The 24,589-nt window shown below is 54.1% G+C and carries 30 protein-coding genes, 1 other RNA gene and 1 pseudogene; 16 read left to right on the top strand and 16 right to left on the bottom strand.

The window, feature by feature from the left end; translation table 11 throughout:
• The first annotated feature begins 28 nt into the window (after positions 1-28).
• From ilvA to AC6EI9_RS03675, 3 genes are read left to right on the top strand one after another with little or no spacing between them, the layout of a single operon-like run.
• Positions 29-1,552, top strand: coding sequence for a threonine ammonia-lyase, biosynthetic (gene ilvA / locus AC6EI9_RS03665; protein WP_498469156.1), 1,524 nt, complete (start codon positions 29-31; stop codon positions 1,550-1,552).
• Positions 1,553-1,606: 54 nt separating this feature from the next.
• Positions 1,607-2,155 carry an SMC-Scp complex subunit ScpB gene (gene scpB / locus AC6EI9_RS03670; RefSeq protein ID WP_498469157.1) on the top strand — a complete coding sequence of 183 codons (549 nt, stop codon included), beginning with the start codon at positions 1,607-1,609 and terminating at the stop codon, positions 2,153-2,155.
• A gap of 24 nt (positions 2,156-2,179) precedes the next feature.
• Positions 2,180-2,482 carry a YggT family protein gene (locus tag AC6EI9_RS03675; protein ID WP_498469159.1) on the top strand — a complete coding sequence of 101 codons (303 nt, stop codon included), beginning with the start codon at positions 2,180-2,182 and terminating at the stop codon, positions 2,480-2,482.
• A gap of 18 nt (positions 2,483-2,500) precedes the next feature.
• Here the strand turns inward: AC6EI9_RS03675 and AC6EI9_RS03680 are convergent, their stop codons facing one another.
• Entirely contained in the window at positions 2,501-2,830 is a 330-nt protein-coding gene (locus tag AC6EI9_RS03680; protein WP_498469160.1) for a nucleoside triphosphate pyrophosphohydrolase family protein, read from the bottom strand.
• Between the two features lie 60 nt (positions 2,831-2,890).
• Between AC6EI9_RS03680 and pyk the strand changes: the two genes are divergently transcribed.
• The 3 genes from pyk (at position 2,891) to ftsH (ending at position 7,897) form a co-directional block, all read left to right on the top strand.
• The gene (pyk, locus tag AC6EI9_RS03685) at positions 2,891-4,675 is read left to right on the top strand and encodes a pyruvate kinase (RefSeq protein WP_498469161.1); all 1,785 of its coding nucleotides are present in this window, start codon (positions 2,891-2,893) and stop codon (positions 4,673-4,675) included.
• Positions 4,676-4,691: 16 nt separating this feature from the next.
• Positions 4,692-5,921: an ABC transporter permease gene (locus AC6EI9_RS03690; RefSeq protein WP_498469162.1), complete on the top strand. Its 1,230-nt coding sequence runs from the start codon at positions 4,692-4,694 to the stop codon at positions 5,919-5,921.
• A gap of 62 nt (positions 5,922-5,983) precedes the next feature.
• Positions 5,984-7,897 carry an ATP-dependent zinc metalloprotease FtsH gene (ftsH, locus tag AC6EI9_RS03695; protein ID WP_498469163.1) on the top strand — a complete coding sequence of 638 codons (1,914 nt, stop codon included), beginning with the start codon at positions 5,984-5,986 and terminating at the stop codon, positions 7,895-7,897.
• A 146-nt stretch (positions 7,898-8,043) separates the two neighbouring features.
• Here ftsH and clpP read toward each other — a convergent pair whose 3' ends face one another.
• A complete protein-coding gene (clpP, locus tag AC6EI9_RS03700) occupies positions 8,044-8,634 on the bottom strand; it encodes an ATP-dependent Clp endopeptidase proteolytic subunit ClpP (protein WP_498469164.1) in 591 nt (196 codons plus the stop codon).
• Between the two features lie 81 nt (positions 8,635-8,715).
• Between clpP and psb29 the strand changes: the two genes are divergently transcribed.
• The gene (gene psb29 / locus AC6EI9_RS03705; RefSeq protein ID WP_498469165.1) at positions 8,716-9,396 is read left to right on the top strand and encodes a photosystem II biogenesis protein Psp29; all 681 of its coding nucleotides are present in this window, start codon (positions 8,716-8,718) and stop codon (positions 9,394-9,396) included.
• Here psb29 and AC6EI9_RS03710 read toward each other — a convergent pair.
• Both AC6EI9_RS03710 and petN read right to left on the bottom strand, forming a co-directional pair.
• Complete coding sequence (locus AC6EI9_RS03710) at positions 9,393-10,799, bottom strand: hypothetical protein (protein WP_498469166.1); 1,407 nt, start codon at positions 10,797-10,799, stop codon at positions 9,393-9,395. The genes psb29 and AC6EI9_RS03710 overlap by 4 nt on opposite strands.
• A gap of 194 nt (positions 10,800-10,993) precedes the next feature.
• Positions 10,994-11,095: a cytochrome b6-f complex subunit PetN gene (petN, locus tag AC6EI9_RS03715; protein WP_066907630.1), complete on the bottom strand. Its 102-nt coding sequence runs from the start codon at positions 11,093-11,095 to the stop codon at positions 10,994-10,996.
• Between the two features lie 72 nt (positions 11,096-11,167).
• On the opposite strand from petN, the gene clpS reads away from it, so the two are divergent.
• Both clpS and AC6EI9_RS03725 read left to right on the top strand, forming a co-directional pair.
• Entirely contained in the window at positions 11,168-11,464 is a 297-nt protein-coding gene (gene clpS / locus AC6EI9_RS03720) for an ATP-dependent Clp protease adapter ClpS (RefSeq protein WP_498469168.1), read from the top strand.
• 38 nt (positions 11,465-11,502) lie between these two features.
• Positions 11,503-12,891, top strand: a complete 1,389-nt coding sequence (locus tag AC6EI9_RS03725; RefSeq protein WP_498469169.1) for a BCD family MFS transporter — start codon at positions 11,503-11,505, stop codon at positions 12,889-12,891.
• 25 nt (positions 12,892-12,916) lie between these two features.
• On the opposite strand, the gene AC6EI9_RS03730 is transcribed toward AC6EI9_RS03725, so the two are convergent.
• Positions 12,917-13,144, bottom strand: coding sequence for a hypothetical protein (locus AC6EI9_RS03730; protein ID WP_067095102.1), 228 nt, complete (start codon positions 13,142-13,144; stop codon positions 12,917-12,919).
• Positions 13,145-13,223: 79 nt separating this feature from the next.
• Here AC6EI9_RS03730 and AC6EI9_RS03735 point away from each other — a divergent pair, with 79 nt between their 5' ends.
• A complete protein-coding gene (locus AC6EI9_RS03735) occupies positions 13,224-13,499 on the top strand; it encodes a DUF2103 domain-containing protein (protein ID WP_498469171.1) in 276 nt (91 codons plus the stop codon).
• A gap of 682 nt (positions 13,500-14,181) precedes the next feature.
• A complete protein-coding gene (locus AC6EI9_RS03740) occupies positions 14,182-14,574 on the top strand; it encodes a hypothetical protein (protein ID WP_498469172.1) in 393 nt (130 codons plus the stop codon).
• Positions 14,575-14,614: 40 nt separating this feature from the next.
• On the opposite strand, the gene AC6EI9_RS03745 is transcribed toward AC6EI9_RS03740, so the two are convergent.
• From AC6EI9_RS03745 to AC6EI9_RS03755, 3 genes are all read right to left on the bottom strand, one after another.
• Complete coding sequence (locus AC6EI9_RS03745; protein WP_498469173.1) at positions 14,615-14,995, bottom strand: hypothetical protein; 381 nt, start codon at positions 14,993-14,995, stop codon at positions 14,615-14,617.
• Positions 14,996-15,049: 54 nt separating this feature from the next.
• Complete coding sequence (locus AC6EI9_RS03750; RefSeq protein WP_498469174.1) at positions 15,050-15,229, bottom strand: hypothetical protein; 180 nt, start codon at positions 15,227-15,229, stop codon at positions 15,050-15,052.
• Positions 15,230-15,720: 491 nt separating this feature from the next.
• Positions 15,721-15,861 (bottom strand): hypothetical protein, encoded by a 141-nt coding sequence (locus AC6EI9_RS03755; protein ID WP_498469175.1) that lies wholly within the window; start codon positions 15,859-15,861, stop codon positions 15,721-15,723.
• Between the two features lie 298 nt (positions 15,862-16,159).
• Here AC6EI9_RS03755 and AC6EI9_RS03760 point away from each other — a divergent pair, with 298 nt between their 5' ends.
• The gene (locus AC6EI9_RS03760) at positions 16,160-16,339 is read left to right on the top strand and encodes a hypothetical protein (protein ID WP_498469176.1); all 180 of its coding nucleotides are present in this window, start codon (positions 16,160-16,162) and stop codon (positions 16,337-16,339) included.
• Positions 16,340-16,729: 390 nt separating this feature from the next.
• Here AC6EI9_RS03760 and AC6EI9_RS03765 read toward each other — a convergent pair whose 3' ends face one another.
• From AC6EI9_RS03765 to AC6EI9_RS03775, 3 genes are read right to left on the bottom strand one after another with little or no spacing between them, the layout of a single operon-like run.
• A complete protein-coding gene (locus tag AC6EI9_RS03765) occupies positions 16,730-17,071 on the bottom strand; it encodes a hypothetical protein (RefSeq protein ID WP_498469178.1) in 342 nt (113 codons plus the stop codon).
• Positions 17,068-17,505 (bottom strand): hypothetical protein, encoded by a 438-nt coding sequence (locus AC6EI9_RS03770; protein ID WP_498469179.1) that lies wholly within the window; start codon positions 17,503-17,505, stop codon positions 17,068-17,070. The genes AC6EI9_RS03765 and AC6EI9_RS03770 overlap by 4 nt, the downstream gene beginning before the upstream one ends.
• Before the next feature lie 13 nt (positions 17,506-17,518).
• Positions 17,519-17,857 (bottom strand): hypothetical protein, encoded by a 339-nt coding sequence (locus tag AC6EI9_RS03775; RefSeq protein ID WP_498469180.1) that lies wholly within the window; start codon positions 17,855-17,857, stop codon positions 17,519-17,521.
• Positions 17,858-17,976: 119 nt separating this feature from the next.
• On the opposite strand from AC6EI9_RS03775, the gene AC6EI9_RS03780 reads away from it, so the two are divergent.
• Both AC6EI9_RS03780 and AC6EI9_RS03785 read left to right on the top strand, forming a co-directional pair.
• Complete coding sequence (locus tag AC6EI9_RS03780; protein WP_498469181.1) at positions 17,977-18,231, top strand: Nif11-like leader peptide family natural product precursor; 255 nt, start codon at positions 17,977-17,979, stop codon at positions 18,229-18,231.
• A gap of 144 nt (positions 18,232-18,375) precedes the next feature.
• Positions 18,376-18,656 (top strand): annotated as a pseudogene (locus AC6EI9_RS03785) (Nif11-like leader peptide family natural product precursor).
• Between the two features lie 130 nt (positions 18,657-18,786).
• On the opposite strand, the gene AC6EI9_RS03790 reads toward AC6EI9_RS03785, so the two are convergent.
• The gene (locus tag AC6EI9_RS03790; RefSeq protein ID WP_498469183.1) at positions 18,787-19,167 is read right to left on the bottom strand and encodes a hypothetical protein; all 381 of its coding nucleotides are present in this window, start codon (positions 19,165-19,167) and stop codon (positions 18,787-18,789) included.
• Between the two features lie 396 nt (positions 19,168-19,563).
• On the opposite strand from AC6EI9_RS03790, the gene AC6EI9_RS03795 reads away from it, so the two are divergent.
• Positions 19,564-19,725 (top strand): DUF1651 domain-containing protein, encoded by a 162-nt coding sequence (locus AC6EI9_RS03795; RefSeq protein WP_498470153.1) that lies wholly within the window; start codon positions 19,564-19,566, stop codon positions 19,723-19,725.
• A gap of 118 nt (positions 19,726-19,843) precedes the next feature.
• On the opposite strand, the gene ssrS is transcribed toward AC6EI9_RS03795, so the two are convergent.
• The 3 genes from ssrS to AC6EI9_RS03810 all read right to left on the bottom strand — a co-directional run bounded on the left by ssrS (position 19,844) and on the right by AC6EI9_RS03810 (position 22,155).
• A non-coding RNA gene (gene ssrS / locus AC6EI9_RS03800) (6S RNA) lies at positions 19,844-20,027 on the bottom strand.
• Position 20,028: 1 nt separating this feature from the next.
• A complete protein-coding gene (locus tag AC6EI9_RS03805; protein WP_498469184.1) occupies positions 20,029-21,195 on the bottom strand; it encodes a 5-(carboxyamino)imidazole ribonucleotide synthase in 1,167 nt (388 codons plus the stop codon).
• 63 nt (positions 21,196-21,258) lie between these two features.
• Positions 21,259-22,155, bottom strand: coding sequence for a carbohydrate ABC transporter permease (locus AC6EI9_RS03810; protein WP_498469185.1), 897 nt, complete (start codon positions 22,153-22,155; stop codon positions 21,259-21,261).
• A 77-nt stretch (positions 22,156-22,232) separates the two neighbouring features.
• Between AC6EI9_RS03810 and aroB the strand changes: the two genes are divergently transcribed.
• Positions 22,233-23,360, top strand: coding sequence for a 3-dehydroquinate synthase (gene aroB, locus AC6EI9_RS03815; RefSeq protein WP_498469186.1), 1,128 nt, complete (start codon positions 22,233-22,235; stop codon positions 23,358-23,360).
• Here aroB and AC6EI9_RS03820 read toward each other — a convergent pair whose 3' ends face one another.
• The gene (locus AC6EI9_RS03820; protein ID WP_498469187.1) at positions 23,361-24,584 is read right to left on the bottom strand and encodes a class I SAM-dependent methyltransferase; all 1,224 of its coding nucleotides are present in this window, start codon (positions 24,582-24,584) and stop codon (positions 23,361-23,363) included.
• Positions 24,585-24,589 lie beyond the last annotated feature (5 nt).

Consider the following 24,589-nt stretch of genomic DNA (forward strand, 5'->3'; position numbering starts at 1 on the left):
GAAAGCCTCTGGTTGTCAGACTGATCCGATGGATGATTACCTGCAGAGGATCCTGCGCGCGAGGGTTTACGACGTCGCCCGCGAAAGCCCGCTCGAGTCAGCGACGAATCTCAGCCGGCGACTGAACAACCACGTCTGGCTCAAACGTGAGGATCTGCAACCGGTCTTCTCTTTCAAACTGCGCGGTGCTTACAACCGCATGGCTCAGCTGTCGGACGACGAACGTTCACGTGGTGTGATTGCCTCGAGCGCGGGCAACCATGCCCAGGGCGTGGCACTCAGCGCGGCCCATCTGCAGTGCAGAGCTGTGATCGTGATGCCGATCACCACACCAAGCGTGAAGGTGGAAGCGGTTCGTCAGCTGGGCGGCGAGGTGATCCTGCATGGAGAGACCTACGACGAGGCCTATGCGGAGGCCCGAAGACGCAGCGAAGAGGATGGACTCTGTTTCATCCATCCTTTCGATGATCCGGAGGTGATCGCCGGCCAGGGAACCGTGGGAATGGAAATCCTGCGCCAGAGCCAGCAACCTCCCGATGCGATTTATGTGGCCATTGGCGGTGGTGGCCTGATCGGTGGGGTGGCCGCTTACGTCAAGAGCCTCTGGCCTGACATCGAGGTGATTGGCGTTGAACCCCATGACGCCGCTGCGATGACCTTGTCTCTGGAGGCCGGTGAGAGAATCCGTCTGCCGCAGGTGGGATTGTTCGCGGATGGAGTGGCCGTGCGAGAGGTGGGAGAACACACCTTTCAACTGGCTCAGAAGTATGTGGATTCGATCGTCACGGTGAGCACCGATGAGATCTGCGCATCCATCAAGGATGTCTTTGAAGACACCCGATCCATCCTTGAACCGGCCGGTGCTCTTGCAGTTGCAGGACTGAAGGCCGATGTCACCAGGCGGCAATTGAAAAACAAGCAGCTTGTGGCGATCGCCTGCGGCGCCAACATGAATTTCAACCGTCTGCGCTTTGTTGCGGAACGGGCCGAGCTGGGTGAAGAGCGTGAGGCCATGCTTGCCGTGCAGATCCCTGAACGGCCCGGCAGCCTGCGCAAGCTGTCTGAACTCCTTCAGAAGCGCAGCCTCACGGAATTCAGCTATCGGATGGGCGCTGGTGATCAGGCCCACATTTTCATGGGAATTCAGGTCAAGGATGTCCAGGACCGCTCGGATCTGCTGGCTTCCCTGCGCAGCAATGGATATGAGTGCCTGGATCTCAGCGACGACGAACTGGCCAAGGTGCATCTGCGTCACATGGTGGGAGGCCGTTTGCCGCAGAGGTCGGAACAGCCAACTGAGGAGCTGTTGTATCGCTTTGAGTTCCCGGAACGACCGGGTGCGCTGATGCGCTTTGTGAATGCGCTCCATTCCAATTGGAGCATCAGCATTTTTCATTACCGAAACCATGGTGCCGATGTCGGTCGGATCGTCGTGGGCGTTCTGGTCAGCCCCGATGATCTGGAGTCATGGCAAGCAGTCCTCAAAGACCTGGGCTATCCGAGCTGGGAAGAAACATCCAATCCCGCCTACCGGATTTTTCTAGGTCCCTGATGGCGCTCACTGGGATGGGCGTTACCTTGGCTTGTCGGATTCAGGGATGCTGGCTTGGACCAGGCAAGCGACCAACCAAGCAGTCACAGCGCTCAGAGCGCTGCGTCGCTGGTATCACTCCCCGCTCGTCTTGAGGCGATCCTCTACCTGAAAGGACGTCCTGTGTCGCTGCAGGAGTTGTCGTCCTTGGTTGAGCTCTCCGAAGCGGAGACCGAGCAGGGAATGCTGATCCTGATTGCTGGCTATGCCCAGCGAGACACCTCTCTGGAGATCAATCAGAGCAACGGTCGTTACAGCCTGCAGTTGCGTCCAGGTCTGGGTGAACTGGTGCGCGATCTGCTTCCGGTGAATCTCTCCACAGCCACGCTCAGAACACTGGCCACGGTTGCACTCAAAAAAAGAATTCTCCAGTCGGATCTGGTGGATCTCAGAGGTTCAGGGGCCTACGACCACATCAAGGAACTGGTGAACCAGAACTTCATCGAACGCAAGCGTCAGAGTGAAGGGCGCTCCTACTGGATCACCCTCTCCGAGAAGTTCCACAGAACGTTCTCCGTTCTTCCTGATCTTGGCGGTGGCTCCGAACCATCCCAGGCTGCATAAAATTCATTTAATTCCGCGATTTCCATGGCCACCGAGCTTCTGTCCACAGTCCTTCAGGTGCTCGCCCAGACACTCCAGATCTATTCACTGGTGTTGATCGTGCGGGTGCTTCTGAGCTGGTTCCCCAATCTCGACTGGGGAAATCCAGTGCTCAGCACCGTGAGTTCGATTACTGATCCCTATCTGAATGCCTTTCGCGGTTTGATTCCTCCGCTCGGCGGACTGGATCTTTCGGCGATCCTGGCCTTCATCGCCCTGAGCCTGATGCAGCAGTTGCTGATGTCTGCCAGCTTCGCTTTCGCCGGCGGTTTCGGCATGTACGGCTGAAGACCAATCACCGGGGTCTCAGCGATGATCACCCTCGCCTTGGAGCGTTCCGCGCTGAGACCGGCTTCTGAGTTTGCTGAGGTTGGCAGCGGCCACCTGCTCAAGGCTGAGCCCTAGTTCAGTGGCCAGTTGCGCGACATACCAGAGCACATCTCCCAGCTCAAGAGCGACGTCCTCGGTGAAGCGCTCATCCACAACCCCTCCACGATCCCGAATCAGTTTCTTCACTTTGTCGGCGACCTCACCGGCCTCACCGGTCAGGCCAAGAGTTGGATAGATGAGATTGTTGCCGGCATCGGGGTATCGAGCCGTGTCACGTGATTGTTGTTGGTAGTCGTTGAGGAGCATGGAAGCTCAGCGGAGGGTTGAGGGCATGACGGTAGATTCCGCTGGTTTCCGGCGCCAAGGATGGCCGAGCTCGATCTGACACGCAGAACCAAGATCGTCGCCACGATCGGCCCAGCCACCGAAAGTCCCGAACGCATTCGGGAATTGGTTCAAGCAGGCGCCACAACATTCCGACTGAACTTCTCTCACGGAGACCACTCCGAGCACGCCACCCGGATCGCCACAATCCGTCAGGTGGCGCATGAGCTCGGGGTTCACATCGGAATCCTGCAGGATCTGCAAGGACCGAAAATTCGACTGGGTCGCTTCGAGGAAGGTCCAATCACCCTGGGGAAGGGCGATCATTTCGCTCTCACGTCCAAGCAGGTTCGCTGCAATCAGACCGTTGCCACGGTCACCTACGACAGGCTGGCTGAGGAGGTCACAGCAGGCAGTCGCATCCTTCTCGACGACGGTCGGGTGGAGATGAAGGTTGACCGCGTGGATGAGGTTGACCAGACCCTTCACTGCGTTGTCACGGTTGGCGGAGTCCTGTCCAACAACAAGGGAGTCAATTTCCCTGATGTTCAGCTGTCGGTGAGAGCACTCACCACCAAGGACAGACAGGATCTGGCCTTCGGCCTGCAGCAAGGAGTCGACTGGGTCGCACTGAGTTTCGTCCGTAATCCCTCGGACATGCAGGAAATTCGTGAACTGATCAGGAAGCATGGATTCTCGACTCCGGTGGTCGCCAAGATCGAGAAATTTGAAGCCATCGATCAGATCGACGCCATCCTTCCGCTTTGCGACGGCGTGATGGTGGCCAGAGGGGATCTTGGCGTCGAAATGCCGGCCGAAGAAGTGCCTTTGCTGCAGAAGGATCTGATCCACAAGGCCAACAGCCTGGGAATTCCGATCATCACGGCCACCCAGATGCTGGATTCGATGGCCTCAAGCCCCCGTCCAACAAGAGCTGAAGTCAGCGATGTGGCGAACGCCATTCTTGATGGCACCGATGCCGTGATGCTCTCCAATGAGACTGCGGTGGGAGATTTTCCCGTCGAGGCAGTGGAGACGATGGCCACGATTGCCCGGCGAATTGAAAGGGACTACCCGCAACGACCGATCGACACGCATCTGCCGAGCACCATTCCCAACGCCATCAGCGGCGCGGTCAGCAGCATTGCCCGACAGCTCAATGCTGCGGCGATTTTGCCGCTCACAAAAAGTGGTGCAACAGCCCACAACGTCAGCAAATTTCGACCCTCCACACCAATCCTGGCGGTGACATCTGAGGTGTCAGTGGCCAGGAAACTGCAGCTTGTCTGGGGCGTGACGCCATTGCTGATCGAAACTCAGCAGAGCACCACCGCAACCTTCACTCTCGCCATGGGAGTGGCACAGGAAATCGGTGTGCTCAAGGACGGTGACCTCTGTGTTCAGACCGCTGGCACGCTGGCAGGCGTCAGCGGCTCCACCGATCTGATCAAGGTGGGCATCGTGAGTGCTGTACTGGGTCGAGGAACAGGCTTCGGCAGCGGATCCATCAGCGGCAAAGTGCGCATCGCAACCTGTGCCAGTGACTGTGCCAAGCTCGAGCCCGGCGAGGTTCTCGTGGCCACCGACACGAATGCTGACTATCTCGACGCGATCAGAGACGCCGCAGCGGTGATCACCGAAACACCTGCAGAAAGCTCCCATGCAGCGGTGATCGCTCAACGTCTTGGTATCCCTGTGATTGCAGGCATCGCCAATGCCACTCGCGATCTTCTCGAGGGCGAGGTTGTCACTCTGCTCGTCAAGGAAGGAGCCGTTCATCGAGGAACCGGCAGCAACATGGCCGTGAAACTCGACACGATGCTCTGAGCCTGAGCATTCATCCATGGCCAGCAATCTGCCCATCGCCGAGACCGTCGGCATGGCCCTCAACACCCTGAAGGCCAACAGGTTGCGCAGCCTGTTGACCATGCTCGGGATTGTGATCGGCAATGCGTCAGTGATCACGCTTGTTGGTGTGGGACGTGGTGCCCAGAATCTTGCTGAGAGTCAGTTGAGCAACCTTGGAGCCAATGTGCTGTTCGTGGTTCCAGGCAGCAACGACACAAGGCGTCAGGGGGTGGCGTTCCCGCGAACGCTGGTGCTTGAGGATGCCGAGGCCATTGCCCAACAGGTCCCCAGCGTCAAGCGGGTGGCTCCTCAGATCAATGCCAACGAGGTGGTGCAGTCAGGGGCAAGAAGCAGTACCGCCGCCATCTTCGGCGTGACCCCGGAGTTCCTGCCGGTCAGAAGTTTTGAAGTGGGCCGGGGGCGTTTCATCAGCGAGCAGGACGTCCAGGCAGCACGAACCGTGGTGGTCATCGGTCCTGATCTGCGCGACAAGCTTTTTCCAGGCGGCGGAGCCATCGGTAGCTCCCTGCGCATCCGTGACCAAAGCTTCAGTGTGATTGGAGTGATGGCGCCAAAAGGAGCTGTCTTCGGATCCAATCAGGATGAAAATGCTTACATCCCGATCAGCACCATGGTCAGCCGCCTGACAGGGCGCGACCCCACCTACGGCGTCAGCCTCAGTTTCATCAGTGCAGAGGCCAGGGATGAAAACAGCACAAGTGCGGCAAAATTCCAGATCTCCAATCTTCTGCGTCAACGGCATCGCATTCTTCGCGATGACGATTTCGCTGTCCGCTCACAGCAGGACGCACTGACCATCGTGGGGACCATCACCGGAGGGCTGACCTTGATGCTTGGCGCTATCGGAGGGGTTTCGCTGCTCGTCGGCGGGATCGGCATCATGAACATCATGTTGGTCTCCGTGAGCGAGAGAACCGAGGAAATCGGTCTTCGCAAAGCACTCGGGGCACGCAGCTCGGATGTTCTGCGGCAGTTTCTGGTTGAATCTCTGGTGCTCTCCAGCCTTGGAGGGGTCATCGGAACGGCAGCCGGCTACGGGGCGATCGCAGCGGTGGCCATGCTCACCCCGCTTCCCGCAGCCATCGGTGTGCCAACAGTGCTTCTGACAGTTGGACTTTCAGGTTCGATCGGACTGTTCTTTGGTGTTGTGCCTGCACGACGTGCAGCTCGACTTGATCCGATTACGGCTTTACGCAGTCTTTAGGTAGAACAACTGCACAGTTTGTAACCCGAAGCTCTTACGATCATCGAATCTTCATCAATGCCATGAATCAGCGCTGGCGGCAGATCCTTCTCTGGGGCCTACCCATCACTGTTGCTCTGCTGCTGGCATTGCAATTCCTCGGCAGCGGAGCGCTGAGCAACCTGAAGCCAGGTGGTCCTACAGAGGCTCCGCGCAACACCGCCGTGGCCAGGATGAGTTATGGCCGCTTCCTCGATTACGTGGAAGCCGGACGCGTGACATCCGTCGACATCTACGACGGCGGTCGTGACGCGGTGGTTGAAGCAGTTGATCCCGACCTCGATAACCGAGTCCAGCGTCTGCGAGTTGACCTGCCGGGTTTGGCACCGGAATTGATCAACACCCTCAAAGCTGAGGGCATCAGCTTCGACGTCCATCCACCCAAAACGGCTCCCCCTGCCCTTGGCATTCTCGGAAACCTGTTGTTCCCACTGCTGCTGATCGGTTCCCTGATTTTCCTGGCACGTCGTGGCAACAACATGCCTGGAGGGCCTGGCCAGGCCATGCAATTCGGAAAAACCAAGGCTCGCTTTGCCATGGAAGCCGAAACAGGTGTGATGTTCGATGACGTCGCAGGCGTGAACGAAGCCAAGCAGGATCTTGAAGAGGTGGTGACATTCCTCAAGCAGCCAGAGAAATTCACCTCCGTCGGAGCTCAGATCCCCAAAGGTGTCTTGTTGGTGGGCCCTCCTGGCACCGGCAAAACGCTGCTTGCGAAGGCCATTGCTGGTGAGGCTGGTGTTCCTTTCTTCTCCCTCTCAGGTTCTGAGTTTGTGGAGATGTTCGTTGGCGTCGGAGCCAGCAGAGTCCGAGATCTGTTCAAGCGCGCCAAAGAGAACAGCCCGTGCCTGATCTTCATCGACGAGATCGATGCCGTTGGACGTCAGCGTGGAGCTGGAATCGGTGGTGGCAACGATGAACGTGAGCAAACGCTGAACCAGCTGCTCACCGAAATGGATGGTTTCGAAGGAAACAGCGGAATCATCATCATCGCGGCAACCAACCGCCCCGATGTGCTCGACTCAGCGTTGATGCGCCCCGGTCGCTTCGACCGTCAGGTCACCGTTGACGCTCCCGACATCAAGGGACGTTTGTCCATTCTCAAGGTTCATTCACGCAATAAAAAACTCGCTGAAGATCTTTCCCTTGAAAGCATTGCCCGCAGAACTCCTGGTTTCACGGGTGCTGACTTGGCCAACCTTCTCAATGAAGCGGCCATCCTGACTGCTCGCCGCCGCAAGGAAACCATCAGCCTTGCTGAAATTGATGATGCCGTTGACCGGATCATCGCGGGATTGGAAGGTCACCCCCTGACCGATGGACGCAGCAAACGTCTGATTGCCTACCACGAAGTCGGTCACGCTCTGGTCGGCAGCCTCGTGAAGGACCACGATCCCGTTCAGAAAGTCACTCTGATTCCCCGAGGTCAAGCACAAGGTCTGACCTGGTTCTCTCCTGACGAAGAGCAAATGCTCGTTTCTAGGTCGCAGCTCAAAGCCAGGATCATGGGAGCCCTTGGAGGTCGCGCTGCTGAAGACGTTGTGTTCGGATACGCAGAAGTCACCACAGGTGCCGGCGGAGACATCCAGATGGTTGCGTCAATTGCTCGTCAAATGGTCACGCGTTACGGGATGAGTGGCCTTGGCCAGATGTCCACCGATGGCGGAAGCCAGGAAGTGTTCATCGGCAGAGACCTGATGACGCGCAGCGACACCTCTGAAGGCACCTCAAAGCAAATTGATGAACAGGTTCGCGGCATCGTGATGCAGTGCTACGAAGAAACCCTGAGCCTTGTTCAGGGTCAGCGCGAAGCAATGGATCGTCTCGTTGAATTGCTGATCGAAAAAGAAACGATGGATGGTGATGAATTCCGCGAAATTCTCGCTGACTACACCACAATCCCTGAAAAAGATCGATTCTCACCAGTTCTGAACTGATTGGATTGAGATAATAATGTTCCTTGATCCAGGTTCAGAAATGAACCTGGATTTTGTTGTGAGCATTTTCGTTCATCACAAAAGTACCAGGCAATAAAAAACTCCCTGATAGGGAGTTTTTTGATTTCGGTTTAATGCCGCAAGAATTACACCGAATGCACAGGCCGCTTATCGATCACACTATCGATCAATCCGTAGTCCTTCGCTTCCGTCGGGGACATAAAGAAATCACGATCAGTGTCAGCCTGAATTTTATCGAGAGGTTGACCGGTTCTGTCAGAAAGTTCAGTGTTCAAACGGTCCTTCAAGAACAGTATTTCGTCAGCCTGAATACGGATATCACTGGCCTGACCCCTTGCCCCACCGAGAGGTTGGTGAATCATGATGCGCGAATGCTGAAGGCTGCTGCGTTTCCCTTTGGCACCCGCACATAAGAGAAAAGCGCCCATGCTGGCGGCAAGGCCGACACAGACCGTCTGCACATCAGGCTTGATGTGCTGCATGGTGTCAAAAATGCCGAGGCCATCGTAGACCGATCCCCCCGGTGAGTTGATGTACAGGTAGATGTCCTTCTCAGGATCTTCTGCTTCGAGAAACAGCAACTGAGCAACGATCCTGTTTGCAGACTCACTGGTGACAGCTTCACCGAGAAAGATGATTCGCTCGCGCAGCAAGCGCGAATAGATATCAAACGCCCTTTCCCCGCGTCCGGATTCCTCAATGACGATGGGGATCATGTTGGGCCTTCTGACTGGCTGAATCTTAACGGCGGCAACAGCAGCGCTATGGTCTTGCCTTAAAGACAGCCTTAGAAAAGCTTGACTGGGTCCCAGACGATCTCTGACAGCAAGAAAGCCTTTCACACAGCTTTCCCTTACGTCATTCCTTCGCTGTATCGACGCACAGCCGATGAGCTGCTGGTGGAGTTGCACCTGCTGAGTCATCAAACTCACTTCAGGATCAATGCGTTGTTCGCCGTTGGCCTGTGTCAGGTCTTCAAGGCCTTCACGAAGGGATATCGCCCGGAGACACAACTCGACCCGTTGTTTGCGGCTCTCTGCAGTTGCAATGGGTTTGATGGCGATGAAATCAAGGCTCTTGCGCAAGGAAGCAGCAAAGCCGTCAAGGGACACACCGTTGACGATGTCCAGACCTGGTTGAAAGCCAAGGGGAAAGGGGCTCCAGAACCACTGGCAAGTGGCCTTTCAGCGGTGACCGGAGATGAATTCCATTACTCCCGTCTCGTCGCCGTTGGATTGTTCAGCCTGCTCTCCGAAGCTCAGGGGAATAAAAGTGATGATCCTGAGGAACTGAGCAAAACCGTGCACGCCATCGGTGAAGAGATTGGACTGTCTCGTCCCCGCTTGGAGAAGGATCTTGGGCTCTATCGCAGCAACCTCGAAAAGATGGTTCAGGCCGTTGAGCTCATGGAGGAAACCCTTGCTGCTGAACGACGGAAGCGCGAGCGACAGAAAGCTGAAAAAGCTGCCAAGGACTAAGAGTCAGGCGTGAGCGTCAGGCTTCCACTGACTCTCCACCATGACTCTCTGGCGAGCTTGCTGCCCGCTGGGATCTTGAGTGGCTTGATTTCCAGATTGAGGCTCGATGCCCTCTGCACAGGTTTGGGCCAAAGACCAGCAAGCAGACCAAGTTGGGTTAAACGCTTCGGGTCGCCCGTAACTCTGAGCGAGATGCGATTGGGCGGCAACAGAGTTGAAAGGAAGGGCTGAGCAGCGGGCTCAGTGCCAAGTCCAATGCTCAAGACGGGTGCTTTCTGAGCTTGGATGATCAGCCAGCCACCGACGGTGGTCGGATCGGGATCATCACGTCGCAGCCAAAGGGTGGGAGTCTCCCCCTCTGGTGACGCCCGATCCACCGGAAGCTTTTGGAACCCCCTGGAAGCGAGACGATCCGACACCGCACTGAGGATCGATGTCCATTGCTGCCGACTGCCGATCAAGGGCAATTGAAGCTGTAAACCAGCTTTGTAAGGACCGCTTGAAAGGCTCTGAAGCCTCAAGGAGAACGGAAGGTCAGCGATTTCGCTGCGCATCGCACCATTGATGCCGTAATGCTCCTCAAGTGGAGCCTGAATGATCTGCCGGGACAGCAGCGTTCCCAGAATCAGATCCACACGATCACCATCCACTTGAAGCAATCTGAGATCACTGGATGTTGTCTCGGTGGCGTTGAGCTCAGTGGATGATGGATTCAGAGAAGCTGCGATAGAGCCTGAGGACGACAAGGAGCTCCGCAAGCTGAGCGAACTCAAGGGTCGACGGCCGATCACTCCCTCCCAGAGCAGTTGGTTGGCCTGAAGCCGAAGCTGAACACAACCTTCACGCCCCTGCTGAAGGAGCGGCGCAAGCGTTCCGCTCAGTGTTGCGAGTGCATCAGCGTTCCAGATCACCCCTGGCGCTTCTGACAACGACAGAAGGCACGAACCCCAAAGGCTGTCGGACTGCACTTTGATCTTTGCGACCTGGTTGGCTTTCAAGCGTTGCAGCAACTGCTGGCGGTGCAATGCATCGGAGGCAAGGACCTCCATCGAGCCCACGCGCTGGCGTTGCAGACCCTGAACCTCCGGAGAAAGCGTGGAAGACGAAAGGATGAGATAAGCATCACCATCCTCTGACCATCCCTGCCACCACATGGAACGGCCGTAGCGACGCCAAAGCTCGGTGGCTGGCTGCACACCCAGGCGCTCTGCCCAGAGCGACGGAACGGCACGGCTCGGATCGCCACGGAAACTCTGAACAAGAATGAGCGCCCCGGACAACTGAGCCAACGAGGAGGCTGAACTGTCATCTGCCCACTGCAGCCGACTGTTCGACAGTCGCAACCCGATCAAACCGGCTCCGACGAGGAGCGAAATACCGGCGAACGTGGCAGTTGAACGCAACAGCTGGTTGCGACAACGGTCCCACATCTGGCTCAAGAGAGCAGTTTCAGACACACGATTACCGGCGCCGACGCCGATCTCTCCACTCAATGGTGGATAGATAAATCACAGACCCGCTCACAAAGACCAGCAGTGCTACCGCTGTAACAGCGAGTCCTTGATTGACCAGAGGAGACTGGAGCGTCTCGTACACGTCAGAAATTAATGGAGCCGTCACCGTTACGACCCCACACCACCATGGCGATCGAAAAGCTGAACACAGCTGCTAGAGAAGCCCAGCCCAGGGTGAAAAGCATTGTGGATCTCTTGATTGCCGGCAGTTTAACTAAGCTTCCCTGCGGATTCATCCCGTCTGTTCACGAGACATCATGACTTCGTCATCACCCGGTGCAGCAACGGTTCTTGAACGCCAGGGGACAACGCAGCGCTATCCACAAGCCCGAGTGATCGTGCTCGACGATGACGTCAACACGTTCGAACATGTGGTGGAGTGCCTGTGCAAGATCATTCCGGACATGAATGCAGATCGGGCCTGGGCACTGGCCAGACGCATCGACGGAGAAGGACGTGCCGAGGTCTGGTGTGGTCCACTTGAACAGGCTGAGCTGTATCACCAACAGCTTGGTTCGGAAGGGTTGACGATGGCTCCGGTCGAACGCTGCTGAGGCTCCATCTAAGGTCAGCGAATCGCTTCTGCAAATCCGTGGGATCAGCACGGTTCATCGTCCTTGCACTGCGCCTGGGTCTGTTTCAGGCCTGCCTCGGCGCCCTCTCAGTTCTGACCCTGGGCATCTTCAACAGACTGTTGATCGATGAATTTGAAGTGCCTGCCGCCCTGACCGCGCTGGCGCTGGGTTGTCAGCAGCTGGTCGCCTTTTCAAGAATCTGGTTCGGACAGCAATCAGATCGCTGCCGCTGGAAGCAATTACGACGTACCCCTTTCATCGTTGGCGGTGCAGCGGCATTCTGCGCGCTGACTTGGATTGCAGGACACACCGTTCTCTGGTTAGCGGCAGCATCCCAAACCGGCAGTCAGGGGGATGTGATCTGGAGAGGGTTGGTCCTCGCTCTGGTGTTTGTGCTTTACGGCTTGGCCATTGCAGCCAGTTCCACACCGTTTGCAGCGCTTCTGGTGGATGTGAGCACTGAGAAACAGCGACCTGCTCTGGTCTCCATCGTGTGGTCGATGCTGATGGTGGGGATCGTGGCCGGAGCGATCCTGCTGAGTTCGTTTCTTGGCTCTTCATGCGCCACAGCCGAGTTAGGCAATCTCATCAGCGGAGTGGAGCGGTTGATCACCGTGGCCCCACTGGTGATTTTCACGCTTGTGTTGGCTTCAATCGCAGGGGTCGAGCCACGCCTCAAGCCAGGCAACGGCGGACACCAGTCGCGACTCGCCGCCACTCAGGAAATCTCTCTGAGGGGGGCCTGGACTGTGCTGAAAGGATCTCCACAGGTCGGGTATTTCTTTGCTGTTCTGTCCCTGTTTACCTTCGCGTTGTTTCTCCAGGAAGCTGTCCTAGAGCCTTACGGCGGAGCCGTTTTCGCCATGGATCTCTGCACAACCACTCGGCTGAATGCTGTCTGGGGCATCGGAACATTGCTGGGTATTGCTGCAACTGGGTTCCTGATCACACCACGCCTTGGCGCCCAAAGAACAGCACTGACCGGTGCAGTGCTCTCAGCACTGTTTGTGCTGATGATGATCCTGGCCGGATTGCTGGCTTCAACACCACTGTTCCGAGCAGCATTGTTTCTGTTCGGAGTGGGAGCCGGAATCAGCACCAATGCAAGCCTCACGTTGATGCTCGGACTGACGTCACCTTTGATGGCAGGCACGTTCATCGGTGTCTGGGGGCTTGCCCAGGCCTATGCGCGAGGGCTCGCCACGATCAGCGGCGGAGCGCTGCTGAGCCTCTTCGGAGAATTCACCGGATCACAAAACAGCTTTGAGGCTTACGCCGGGGTGTTTGTTCTCCAGGCTGTCGGTCTTTTAGCAGCAGGTCTTCTGCTTCTACGGGTGGACACAGAGCTGTTTCAAACCAAAGTGGAACAAGCACTCAGCTCGGTTCTGGCCAGTGAGCTCGACTAAATCAAGCCGTTGATCAGGCTGGTGTTCAAGCAGCAGGCTGCCTGCTGCTGCGCGCCAAGCGAAGCATTTCCGTTGTTTTGATGCGCCTGTTGCGAGCTGCCAGCACGTAGCGCAAAACCTTGCCAGGACAAAACGCCAATCCGCGGACTTCATCACCGTGAACCTCCGCCGTTAAAACCCTGGCCTGGGGGCCGCAGCGATCCTGCAAAGGACCGGTCACCTCACAAAGCAGCCTGTCGACAGATCGGAGCATGGCTGGCAGATCTCTCTCTTCTCTGTAGCCAAATCCACTAGCTTCGACCAGCAAAACGTTCAGCAAGCAGCAAGTCTCTGTGGGGCGCCTGGTCATTACGCACAGCACCTATGTGGAAGGGCTGATCCCCTGGTTGAAAGTTCTTGCCAAGGATCCTGAGATCCAGACGATCACACCCGGCGTGATTTCCAGGGTCAGAGGGCACAGCTCCGGCCTTCAGTTACGCGTTTCGATACCGGTGACTGGCGGCTTCAAGATGCTGGCACGCAAAGGTACGAGCGCTCAAGAAGTGTTTGTTGTAACACAACTCGCCAAAGACGAACTGCTGAGGCGCATCAAGACCAGTAGCCCATAAATCAAACTCACTCCAGACAACAAAACTTAGGAGCCTGGTTCGAGACATCATTCAAACAGGCCTTCCGATCGAAACGTAGATGCAAAGAATCGCGACCATGGCAAGAACGTAGACAATTCCTTCATATCTTGCCTATCGCAATTTCCATTCATATGGCAATCCAAAAAGCCACGACAAAAGCGTAACCGCGATAAAACCATACTCATTGAGTGTTGGCATCTCAAGATTCAATGCTTTTTCAATTGCGGTTGAGATTAGAAAATAAAGTGCTACATAATCCAGAATCGAGCCAGCATTGAAAAGCAAAGCTTTTTTGTTGACGGAAATGATTCGCTTTTTTCTAAAATTACTCATTCTTGAAACGCGACAATTACATTAAAGCCTGAACCAGGCCTAACTGCTGAACAGAAGACCATTCAACGAGCCACGAACAGGAATCCAGAACTGTTCAGCCCCAACAACCCATGAATCAATAAGCCATAACATCAATGAGACAACAGATGGCAACACATTTAATGAGCACGGAGGCAATGCGGAGTACATCGTTCAAATCAAGGATCTGATCACCTCGAGGATCGGATCACCAGGATTCAACAAAGCATGCGAGTATTCCAAGAACAGTATCAACAGAAACAAGCCCGAGAGTCCTGCAATGAGACGAGTGATAATCACAAAGGAGCCTGTGACCCTCATTGGCAATTCGGCGATTTTGCCAAGGGAGCTTGTCAAGCGGCTAGAAGACGACAGAAATGATGAGCTAAAGCATCAATTTGCAAAAGCCAGCAATCCTGATTTATGCAAAATCATTCCTGCACCATGGCATCAAATCGAGGGGAACAGATATCAGGCGGTATTTTCCTGGGATGAAGAGAAAGAACCTGAAATCGTTGACCAAAACTACCAAACACTCACTGGTCAGAAGCTATCAATGGACAGCAAGATCACGGCAAAACTCATCTTTGTTCAGACCGGCTATTTACTGAAAGATAAAGAAACGGTTGGCACTCGTCTTAGCCTAAAGGGTTTGCAAATCATTCACAAAAATGGAACGATGAATGATCCATGGAAAGACTGAGCACATCATTTGAAGCCATCCTGCGGGAATGACAACAGCCTTAGTAACGGAAATGCTTGACAACAGTCCACTCGCCCTTTTTTCCCAATTCATCACGATAAGTTCCATTTTTAATCGCATTATTCTCATATCCTAAAAACTGAGAGGTTTCTTGTTCAGATTGACAGTAGCGAGGACTAATCGCAACACTCTCACGAATCGTCTTCGATGCATAAGCTAATTTTTGCTTCTCCCAATCGATAATTTCATCATCCCAAAAAGCTGCGTCTGGCCTGGGATTCTCTTGCTCAAATTTGGTCCTTTTTTCAAAACCTAACAACTCACGCTCATGATCAACCTTGGCCTCCTGACCTTGCCACTCACTACAAGCACTCTCAGCTTCAGATTTCGACGGGTAATTCGTCGAACAGGAGGAAGCCACGATCAGCACGACAATTGCGACTGCTAAATGATGACGTCTCACAAGCGCAATGCTTCAGAACACAGGGTGTAACTCTTCTTCCACGGCCGATGCATCATGATGCAGCCCGTGGTGGTGAAGCCAGCGAGCCCTAAGAATCAGCGGATCAATGTCGCATTCCAGGAGCCAGCAACGCTCAAGGCAGCGCCGCCAGAGCGGCTCCGGGCCGGATACAAAGCGGATGATTGCGGCCATGGCATCAGGGCCCGAACCCAGAAAGAGATGAAAGCGACTCCTTAAGGTTGGCTTAAGACGACCACTTTGTGCAACAGAGCTGGAAAAGCCACGTTGCGGAGCTGATGCAACAGGCAGAAGACTCCTCTCGCTGTCTTCGATCCTGCCTGATCCAGTGGGATGAGACCAAAACTAGTCATCACTGCGTTGGCAACTCTCGCCATTGGATGACCAGCAAGGTGGAAGACACAGAGCCTGGTCACAGAGATGAAGTAGTTGGAGCTCCTGTGGCTGCGCAGTACTGCTTGAGGGCAGAAAGGCTTACACAAGACGTCATAGATGAAGATGTGCGTGATGATCTCAACCGAAACCGATCCCCAGGCCCTCATCTGGATGGGCAGCAACATCCTCTAAGCCGAAGACAGCACCACAAGCCACAATTTCTGACAAGAAACAGAAGAGAAGAAGTGCTGCCTGACTTGTAGTCATTAAAAGTTGCTCTGAGTCAAGATTCAATCCATCACAGCTGTGATTGGCACGTCAATAACGTGTTCTGGTCCTACATCGACAACCAAAGCAAATGAAGCAACAATCAATGCACAACGATGAGAATTATTCATAATTCCTCCTTGCAAACGCTGATTGCGGCGCACGCTTGCAACTTCTTGAATATTCCAGGATAGAGCTCCTCAAAATACTCTTCTGCATTGAATGACTTTAAGTAGTCCTTGAAATGATGGTAACTGATTCCTTGGAGGTACTTCCAGTACGAAGTGTCTATCTCTTTTGGGTCCACAAAAACTCCAGATGCTGTACCAGCTTTTGTGCATTCGATTTGAACCACATCCCCTGAAAGGACCAAAGATCCTGGGTGTCTCTAGCTCGAATAGGGGATCACAAAGCGAACCAGCCGGTCAACACTGAAGCCATTCCTCTGATCGGGCTAGGGATATGACACTGACTCAAGAGCAAAGCTCTCTTTACCGGGAGCTGATGGATACCGATACGGATCTGTTTTATCTGACGCCACGGGACTGCAAACAGCTGGCAAAAGGACTGTCACGCATTGGAGTGAAGACACCCCATCAGTTACGGCAATGGTTTGAAGCACTCCATGAAGCTGACGATTGAACCACTCTTGACCAGACCGAAGAAAATATGGGGCAGCTGTCATCCTCAACACCTTCACTCAGCTTCAGTCAAGTTTTACTGAAGGGGCTTATCTCGCAATTCACAGTTTTTAGATCACAGCAATGGTTTTCTTTTATATCTTTTCATCGTTGTGCGCGCTTTTGACTGCAGGAATCATTCTTTATGCGCCTCTCAGCTGAGCTTTTATGCAGATACACTCGTCTCCACTCAAGCTTGAACCTGTTCAACCTATGCTTGGCCAGCTGTGTTTATTGATTGCAAAACACGAATATCTGGCGTCAGACACTTTTGACTACAAGTTAGATGTTGAATAGCTTTGAGATGAATTCTAGGGACCCAAGCCAAACATCAGCACAATGATCCGCAGTTTCATATTCCTCCATTAGCAAGGTATGGATCTTTAATGTTCAGATCTTTAACGATGTCTAGAATTAATCGTTCATCCATCTTGCTATAGATTTTGTTGGCTAGCTCCTTCCAAAGAGGTGCTACTTTAACTCCTCTAGTATTTTTAAAGCATCCCAATATATTCTCTCGCTCGCCAACAAAGAATAGAATCCTCAGATCAGAGCCTCTGCCGCTATCGGCTAACGGATTTCCGTAGAATTCATGCACTCCATTACAGCTATTTGATGCGTTTGGCTTTGCATTTACTGGATACTTACAACCTATTAATCCTAGTAAAAGAATGAGGAATGATAATTTCTTCATTGTTTCAATGCCTCCTCAAATACTGATGCATCACTAGCCTTGCACATGCCTCTCAACTTGAATGTCTCCGAAATGGCGTCATTGCTAAATAAACCATCTCCCGTAAATCGACCAGGAGGAACTATTTGCCAAGAACCCTTCATACTTATATTCCACCCATCCTCTGTCAACTCTTCATCTAAAACAGCCACACCGTCGACAATCTTGACTTCTTCCCATTCATGCTCCTTTGCCGATGCAATTCGACTGTTTGCTAGGTCAACCTTGTGATGCGTTGTCTCAGTCGTTTCTTGTCTCTTCGTAATTTGATTTGACTTAAGGTCTTTTGTTATAGCAACAGACTTTGCTTCGCATTCCAAATAAACAAAGTCACCAGCTACAGCAGGAGATGCTGAGAGGAGTATGGCACCTAGGAAGACTGATAATCGCTTCATTGCTAAGCGTCTGTTAATTCAAGTAAGGTCCAAATAATCGCAATGCCTCATCTTCTGAAACAGTATGATCGTCACAATCAGAGTTCAAATGAGGAACCAGTGCTTGCAGACCTTTCGATACTTTATCAGATGGTAATGCCCATAAATACGCAGCATTAAGCTCTGGATTCTCGCTTCCATATTCATTCATTAGTGCTTTTGCTTGCTCTTCTATTATTTCTCCCTTGCTCACAAGGCACTCTGCAGCCGCAAAAGCTCCTATTACTGTTGATCGATGAAGAAGCCGTGTGTCATCTGCTTTAAGTGATATAGCCGACACCATTAGTGCTGTTAAGAGTAACAAGTTTCTCATGAAAGTTCAGTCTTATCTTAACCGTAGCAACACCGATTAAAAATTAAAAAAATCAGTCAAGCCTATTCTTTGGTTTTTCAAATAGTTGTTGCTATAACTGCTGAAGAGACCTCATACCTATGTCAGAAGAGCAATTAAAAGCCTTTCTAAAAAAGATCAAAGCTGACACCAGCCTTCAGGAAAAGCTCAAAGCCGCTGCTGATTCAGACGCAGTTCTTGCGATTGCAAAAGACGGTGGGTTTAGTATTTCAACTGACGATTTGAAGATGGCTCAATCAGAGATTTCTGACAAGGAGCTGGAAGGCGTGGCTGGAGGTCTTGATACTCGCAATCAGACTGGCTGCATTTGGTGTTTTACAGACAAGTGTCTCTAGTTAATACTGCATGTCATTTTGTAGACTACAAATCCAAATACCAACAAAGCTGCCTCCTATGCCTGGCACGATTGAGTGCAGTAATTTTTTACCAAAGACACTTGTGCAGACAGTTGCTATCACTGTTGAACAGACCTCAAGCCCATGTCAGAAGAGCAACTCAAAGCTTTCCTCGAAAAGCTCAAAACTGACACGAGTTTCAGGAGAAGCTGAAAGCAGCGGCTGATGCTGATGAAGTAGAGGCTATTGCAAGGGAGGCTGGTTTTAGTATTTCAACTGATGATTTGAAGAAGGCTCAATCAGAAGTTTCTGAAGAGGAGCTCGAAGGCGCGGCGGGGGGAGTTAAAGAAGACACTCACTGCTGGGCTTGGAAATCAGCTTGTTTGTGTAATACACAGGAAACAGGAGCTTTCTATTGTTCCTAGGCTAACTCATCCCATAAACCGGCCTTCAATAGGCAATGAATTTGTTGCCATAAATGCCGCCACTATTGGTTGGTTGTCGATGTATATTCTGATTAAAAATGACAGAGAAGTGTGAATCTACCGAAACCTGCTACTTATTTTTCTTCCGTCTTGGCTTGAAATAGAGCTCGTTCGCGCTAACCAAAACACATAACACTGCCACTCCTCCATTAGTCCAAAGTGTTGAAGGCTCAGCTTTATTTATTATTCCCAGAACGAACTCAATTACAAACGGAAAGCAAAGAACAGGCATCACCAACTTCTCTCCTAACTCCCACGTCCTTTGCTCTACACCCTTTTTGATAAAGATGAATGCCATCAATGCAGTGAATGGAAAGAATCTCCAGTTACCGGTATCTGGCATAAACGCACCGACAGTCATCGCGACGAATACAACAGCCCCTACCCAGTTCAGCCAATTGGGATACTGCTGTTGGACCGGGTCCTTTTCCTTGACTTCCGTATCAACCATTTGTCGCACCTGGATCTCTCCATCCCTTTGAACTCATATTGGCGAAATCGGATAAAAATGGCAGATATGTCTGAAGGCATCTCTATACCGCCACCGCCTGGCGCTTCCCCCCACCGGGTCTGCTGTCGCGGGGTGGCTCAGCAAAGGATGGTCACCATGGTCATGACCTTTTATTTATGCCTGCCGTGGTAGCCGGGGCTGCCGTAAATGAATCAATACTCTCTGGACTGGCCAGGATCGCATTGATTGCAGTTGTTCTCGCCGGATGATCAATTCAATGTGGTACTAACCGCTATGTATCCCAACGAACATAGATAGCCAAGAACATTGACACTGAATCAACTCTGGTTTTGTGCTGTTCACAGAGATCCATCAAGTAACGACCTGGGAGACCGGATGGTTGTTGTGGATCACGGCAGACCCATGCCTGATGGCCCTGCTCTACTCAAGACAAGAAGGGAGATGCGTTACGAAGATGCTGCGTCTCTTGAGTTCCAACCGAAGAGCCTTGGATGGACCGTGAGTGAGCCTGTGCGGGGAGCTGATCTGGAGCCTTGACTGACACGCACCAGCTGCCAACGAAGCAGACAGAAATACTTGACTTGACCCAATATTTGGTTTCAACTTGTGGGTTCAGCCCTAGTGTTCGCTTCGCTGAGAACCGTTGCTGTAATTGGGGTGGACCACCTGACCGTGGAGCCTTTAGGCATCGACCTGGAGTTACCAGAAGGGGCAACAAAGTGAGGATTCGTTTCCGGCTACAAGGCCGGTTTACGGCACCTTCACGACAGTCACCCCAAGTCGAAAGAGAGTCAGATCAGAGCACTAGAGAAAGGCTGTCACCAACCAGGCAGTCCGAACTCAATTTAAGGGATTCGGCCAGACCTCACGGATTTGCTTCAGAACCCGTTCAGCTTCCAGGCCACGAGCATCCGCTTCGGCTTGCTCAAGCAGCACAGTCACATGACCAACTTTCCTTCCAGGCATTTCCCGCTTGCCATACCAATGCAGGTGAGAGCGAGGAATGGCCTCGAGAGCAGCAAGCCTCTTCTCCAGGGATTCCGCGCCTTCAGACGGCAAACCCAGAAGATTCACCATGATCGCGCCAGGCACCACAAGGTGGGTTGTCGGAACCGGCAGACCCGCAGTGATGCAGAGCTGCTGATCAAACTGACTGCTGCTGCACGCCTCAATCGAGAAGTGGCCTGAGTTGTGCGTTCGCGGCGCTATCTCATTCACCATCAGACCTGCTGGGCCGTAAAAGAACTCCAGGGCCATCACGCCCACGTAATCGAGGCTTGTGAGCAAGGACGCTGCAATGTTGTAAGCGGTGGCCTCCAACAGTTGCTCCGATGGAGCTGGCGCCAGAACCCAGTCACAAACCTGATTCTTCTGATGCGTTTCCACCAGAGGAAGGCTTCGGATTCGACCCTGCCGATCACGACTGACGACCAGCGCGAGCTCACGCTCATAGGTCACCCAGGTCTCAAGCAGCCAATCCTCGACTGAAACGCTGCTCAACAGCTTCCGAAGAGACTTGAGATCCCTGATCACGCAGGTTCCCTTGCCGTCGTAGCCGCCATGGGCCGCTTTGGCCATGACAGGAAACGTCCAGCCGGCGGGAAGAGCCGGTGAGTCGGTGTTGACCTCATCCAGCGCAATCCAGGCCGGGCTTGGAATCGCCAGGTCATCCAGCATGCGGCGCTGAGACAGCTTGTTGACCAGCGGCAGCAGACTGACGAGGGCAGGAGAGAACACCACCCCATCTCGATCCAGTGCCCTTAGTGCATCGACAGGGATCCACTCATTCTCAAACGTGATGTGCCGGCAGCGCTTCAACAGTTCAGCAGTTGCAGAAACATCATTCGGTGCACCTGCCACCTGTTCATGAGCGACGGCCATCGCCGGGTCCTGGCCAGATGCGCTCTGCACGATCACATCAACCTCCCGCGTCTTCGCTGCTTCACAGAGCATCAATGCGAGTTGACCACCCCCAACAACTCCAATTGTCCCGGCAGCGCTGGCCATAGCCACTGATGTCCTCCTCTGAAGCTTGCCATCCGACCCTCAGGGCCATGCAAGGGAATGGGCCTAAATCAGTGAACGGTCCTCACTGAAGGCGAACCTGATCGCCGTCAGCAGCAAAACAATCAGGAAGAGGGCAAGACCGACGGTGCAGGCATAGCTGATCTCAAGCTCTGCAAAAGCCTGGTCATACACGTAGTAGACGAGGGTCCTGGTTGAGTCGGCGGGTCCTCCCTGGGTCATCAGAAAAACCTCCTCAAAAACCTTGGTGGCAGCAATGGCTGAGATCACAGCAACCAGAGTCACGTAGGGACGCAACAACGGAAGAGTGATATCGAGATGTTTCCTCCAGCCCTCACTGCCGTCCAGTTCCGCGGCCTCGTAGAGCTCCTTGGAAATCCCTTGAAGGCCTCCGAGAAAAATCACCATGTAGTACCCCAGTCCTTTCCAAAGGGTCACAAGCATCACGGAAGGCAGTGCCAGCAACGGATTGGTCAGAAAGTCGATGGGGATGAAACCGGATCCGATCAAGGCTTCGAGCCAGCCATTGATCAGACCGTTCTCTGCATACAGCCAGCGGAAGGCGATGGCTGCGACGACAATTGATACCAGCACAGGTGTGTAGAAGGCAGCTCTCAACCAGTGAATGCCGGGCAGGACACGATTGACGAGGACGGCCAGGGCCAGGGCACCGAGAACAATCGGAGGCACCACACCCACGAGGTAAACGAGGGTTGTTCCCAGGACCCGATAGAACATCGGATCACCAGCGAGCCTGCGCAGATTGGCCAAGCCGATGAACCTCAGCGGCTCTGACACATCAAGCCCTGTCTGCGTGAAGCTGATCAACAGAGCCATTGCAGCAGGAATCAGCACGGAAAGACTCAACAGCGTGAGTGCAGGCGCAAGAAAGGCCCAGGCTGTGAGGCTTGTTCGCCGGTCTGGCCTGGAGGCAGGGTTCATCGAACTCAAAGAGCTTGCGGCTGAGGATAAGGTCAGTCGATGGAATCCCCCGCGGATCGCAACCGCAGCATCAGCCCATGAGCACAGTGCAGGCAGCTGACTTGCAGGAACGCACAACAATCACGGTGTCCCTGGAGCGCAATCCCTATGACGTGATCATCGGCCGTTCGATGGTGGGAGAAATCGGTGCTGCGCTGGCTGATCTCCCCATTCGGTCAGGGACCAAAATTCTTGTGGTCAGCAATCCTGACGTCGCCAGACCTTACGGCGACAGCTGCCTGAACGGACTCAGAGCGGCAGGCTTCAACCCCGTGCTACTGGAAATCGATGCGGGTGAAGAACGAAAAACACTGCAAACACTGAGTTTGATCCTCGACAAGGCACAGCAGGAGGGTCTCGAGCGCACCTCCCTGATGCTGGCGCTGGGAGGTGGCGTTGTCGGTGACATGACGGGCTTTGCAGCAGCATGCTGGCTGCGCGGCATCGGCATCGTCCAAGTCCCGACGACTCTTCTCTCGATGGTGGATGCCTCCATCGGTGGCAAGACCGGTGTGAACCATCCCAAGGGAAAAAATCTGATCGGAGCCTTCCACCAGCCACGCTTGGTGGTGATTGATCCATTGACATTGAACACGCTCCCTGTGAGGGAGTTCCGGGCTGGCATGGCGGAAGTGATCAAATACGGAGTGATCGGAGACCCCGAACTCTTCAGGCGTCTGGAGGAGGCATCAGACCTCTCCGAACCCGCAGCCATGGATCCCACGATGCTGCACGACATCCTTGTGCTTTCAGCGGAAGCCAAAGCAGCCGTTGTGGCCGACGATGAACGGGAAGGAGGACGTCGCGCAATCCTCAACTACGGCCATACCTTTGGTCATGTGGTGGAGACGCTGACGGGATACGGAACCTGGCTGCATGGTGAGGCGGTTGCAATCGGCATGGCTGCGGTTGGACACCTTGCCGTCCAGAAAGGTCTCTGGAGCGAAGCTGATCAGCAACGCCAGCTGAAACTGATCGAAAAGGCCGGCTTACCCGTGGCTTGGCCGTCCCTGGATCAGGAGGCAGCGCTGCGAACCTTGCAAGGCGATAAAAAGGTCCGGCACGGGAAACTGCGATTCGTTCTGCCGACCCAGATCGGCAGCGTGATCATCAGTGATGGGATCAGCAATGACGATGTCAGTCGCTGCCTTGAATCCCTCAACTGATCAGCGCGGTTCACGCGGAATCGGTTCACGCAGAAAACGACTGTCAAAACGTGCTGGTTCAGCGGCAGTTTCTTCGTTGCGAACAAAGGCGAACCAGCGCAGCTCACCGAGACAACTGGGGTCGACAAGTCTCAGCAGGGCTTCACGTCGACGCAGCGCTTCCGCGAGCTGATCAGCAGGCATTTGCTGCACTGCTGTCAGCCGCTCTGCCAGACCCAAGGCAAGCAAGGCTTCTCCTTGACGGCACTGTCCGGTGAAAAACCAGCCAGCCTCTGAAGCCGCACCCACAAGCGATTCCAGGCACAGGTGGGCAGTGATGTCTTGAGAACCGGCATCACGCAAGACATCCGATGATGCCTGCTGGCTTTTGTAGGCGAGCAGCGTTCCATCGCAGCGGCGCGGAGCGTAATAGCGGCCTGACTCCAAGGCGTAATCGACCACCAGCAACATGCCATCGCTCATGGCTGCACTGGCCTGCTGCATCCAGGGAGCGACGGAGTGATGCCACTCCGTGGCCCATCCATCCAACGCTCCTCTTGGCGGAAGCTCGAAAGCATCACGATCCGCCTGCTTTTGGATCTGGGCCTCCAGTTGAGGAGGCAAGGGATCGTCATCCCATCGGAGCAGAGCTTCTGATGCCTCTGTGGCCTGAAGGGTGACCATCTGCCGCCGAAGTGATCCTCCTCTCAGGATGAGACGCTCGACCGGCAGAGCATCAAGCAGCTCATGGGCAAGCATGATGCCGTTGACCGGTTCAGCGGCGAGCTCCTGCAGCGCAACCCAGCGACAGGGAATCTGGCCCACTGACTCGAGCCGCGCCCTCTGGCGGCGCTGCATCCCGGGGTTGATTTCAACGAGAACACACTCCAGACGCGGCAGCCATTCAGCTGCGGAAACTTGGAGAAGAGGGATCATCTGAGCGATGAGATCAGCCTCACCCGGACCCACATCAACGATTGAAAGTCGGCCTTCTGGATGGCGAGCCGCGAGGGTCTCCAGCCAATCGATCAGCTGATGAACCAGCAGACCCGAGAAATCCTCACCAAGGGAGGGAGAGGTGACGAAATCGCCAGCCGGGCCCACATGCAGTTGACCACTGCCATAGGCGCCATGATCAGGGTCATGCAGGGCCCATTCCATGAAGGTGGAAAAGGGCACCCGCTGCCCATGCTGTTGCAATCGCTCACGCAGCCATTCGGGGCAGGGCACATCAGAGGCCTTCATGTGGT

The sequence above is a fragment of the Synechococcus sp. MIT2312 genome, assembly GCF_059772315.1.

Bases quoted from the DNA above. Each gene is read 5' to 3' on its own strand.
- AC6EI9_RS03680 (WP_498469160.1), bottom strand. From the start codon at position 2,830: ATGCTCCTCAACGACTACCAACAACAATCACGTGACACGGCTCGATAC.
- AC6EI9_RS03675 (WP_498469159.1), top strand. From the start codon at position 2,180: ATGGCCACCGAGCTTCTGTCCACAGTCCTTCAGGTGCTCGCCCAGACA.
- ilvA (WP_498469156.1), top strand. From the start codon at position 29: ATGGATGATTACCTGCAGAGGATCCTGCGCGCGAGGGTTTACGACGTC.
- clpP (WP_498469164.1), bottom strand. From the start codon at position 8,634: ATGATCCCCATCGTCATTGAGGAATCCGGACGCGGGGAAAGGGCGTTT.
- AC6EI9_RS03820 (WP_498469187.1), bottom strand. From the start codon at position 24,584: ATGAAGGCCTCTGATGTGCCCTGCCCCGAATGGCTGCGTGAGCGATTG.
- AC6EI9_RS03790 (WP_498469183.1), bottom strand. From the start codon at position 19,167: ATGGTTGATACGGAAGTCAAGGAAAAGGACCCGGTCCAACAGCAGTAT.
- AC6EI9_RS03810 (WP_498469185.1), bottom strand. From the start codon at position 22,155: ATGAACCCTGCCTCCAGGCCAGACCGGCGAACAAGCCTCACAGCCTGG.
- AC6EI9_RS03750 (WP_498469174.1), bottom strand. From the start codon at position 15,229: ATGGCCGCAATCATCCGCTTTGTATCCGGCCCGGAGCCGCTCTGGCGG.
- ftsH (WP_498469163.1), top strand. From the start codon at position 5,984: ATGAATCAGCGCTGGCGGCAGATCCTTCTCTGGGGCCTACCCATCACT.
- AC6EI9_RS03730 (WP_067095102.1), bottom strand. From the start codon at position 13,144: ATGCTCCGATCTGTCGACAGGCTGCTTTGTGAGGTGACCGGTCCTTTG.
- AC6EI9_RS03690 (WP_498469162.1), top strand. From the start codon at position 4,692: ATGGCCAGCAATCTGCCCATCGCCGAGACCGTCGGCATGGCCCTCAAC.
- AC6EI9_RS03780 (WP_498469181.1), top strand. From the start codon at position 17,977: ATGTCAGAAGAGCAATTAAAAGCCTTTCTAAAAAAGATCAAAGCTGAC.
- AC6EI9_RS03770 (WP_498469179.1), bottom strand. From the start codon at position 17,505: ATGAAGCGATTATCAGTCTTCCTAGGTGCCATACTCCTCTCAGCATCT.
- AC6EI9_RS03795 (WP_498470153.1), top strand. From the start codon at position 19,564: ATGGTTGTTGTGGATCACGGCAGACCCATGCCTGATGGCCCTGCTCTA.
- aroB (WP_498469186.1), top strand. From the start codon at position 22,233: ATGAGCACAGTGCAGGCAGCTGACTTGCAGGAACGCACAACAATCACG.
- AC6EI9_RS03775 (WP_498469180.1), bottom strand. From the start codon at position 17,857: ATGAGAAACTTGTTACTCTTAACAGCACTAATGGTGTCGGCTATATCA.
- pyk (WP_498469161.1), top strand. From the start codon at position 2,891: ATGGCCGAGCTCGATCTGACACGCAGAACCAAGATCGTCGCCACGATC.
- AC6EI9_RS03765 (WP_498469178.1), bottom strand. From the start codon at position 17,071: ATGAAGAAATTATCATTCCTCATTCTTTTACTAGGATTAATAGGTTGT.
- petN (WP_066907630.1), bottom strand. From the start codon at position 11,095: ATGCTTTTCACCCTGGGCTGGGCTTCTCTAGCAGCTGTGTTCAGCTTT.
- AC6EI9_RS03760 (WP_498469176.1), top strand. From the start codon at position 16,160: ATGACACTGACTCAAGAGCAAAGCTCTCTTTACCGGGAGCTGATGGAT.
- AC6EI9_RS03805 (WP_498469184.1), bottom strand. From the start codon at position 21,195: ATGGCCAGCGCTGCCGGGACAATTGGAGTTGTTGGGGGTGGTCAACTC.
- clpS (WP_498469168.1), top strand. From the start codon at position 11,168: ATGACTTCGTCATCACCCGGTGCAGCAACGGTTCTTGAACGCCAGGGG.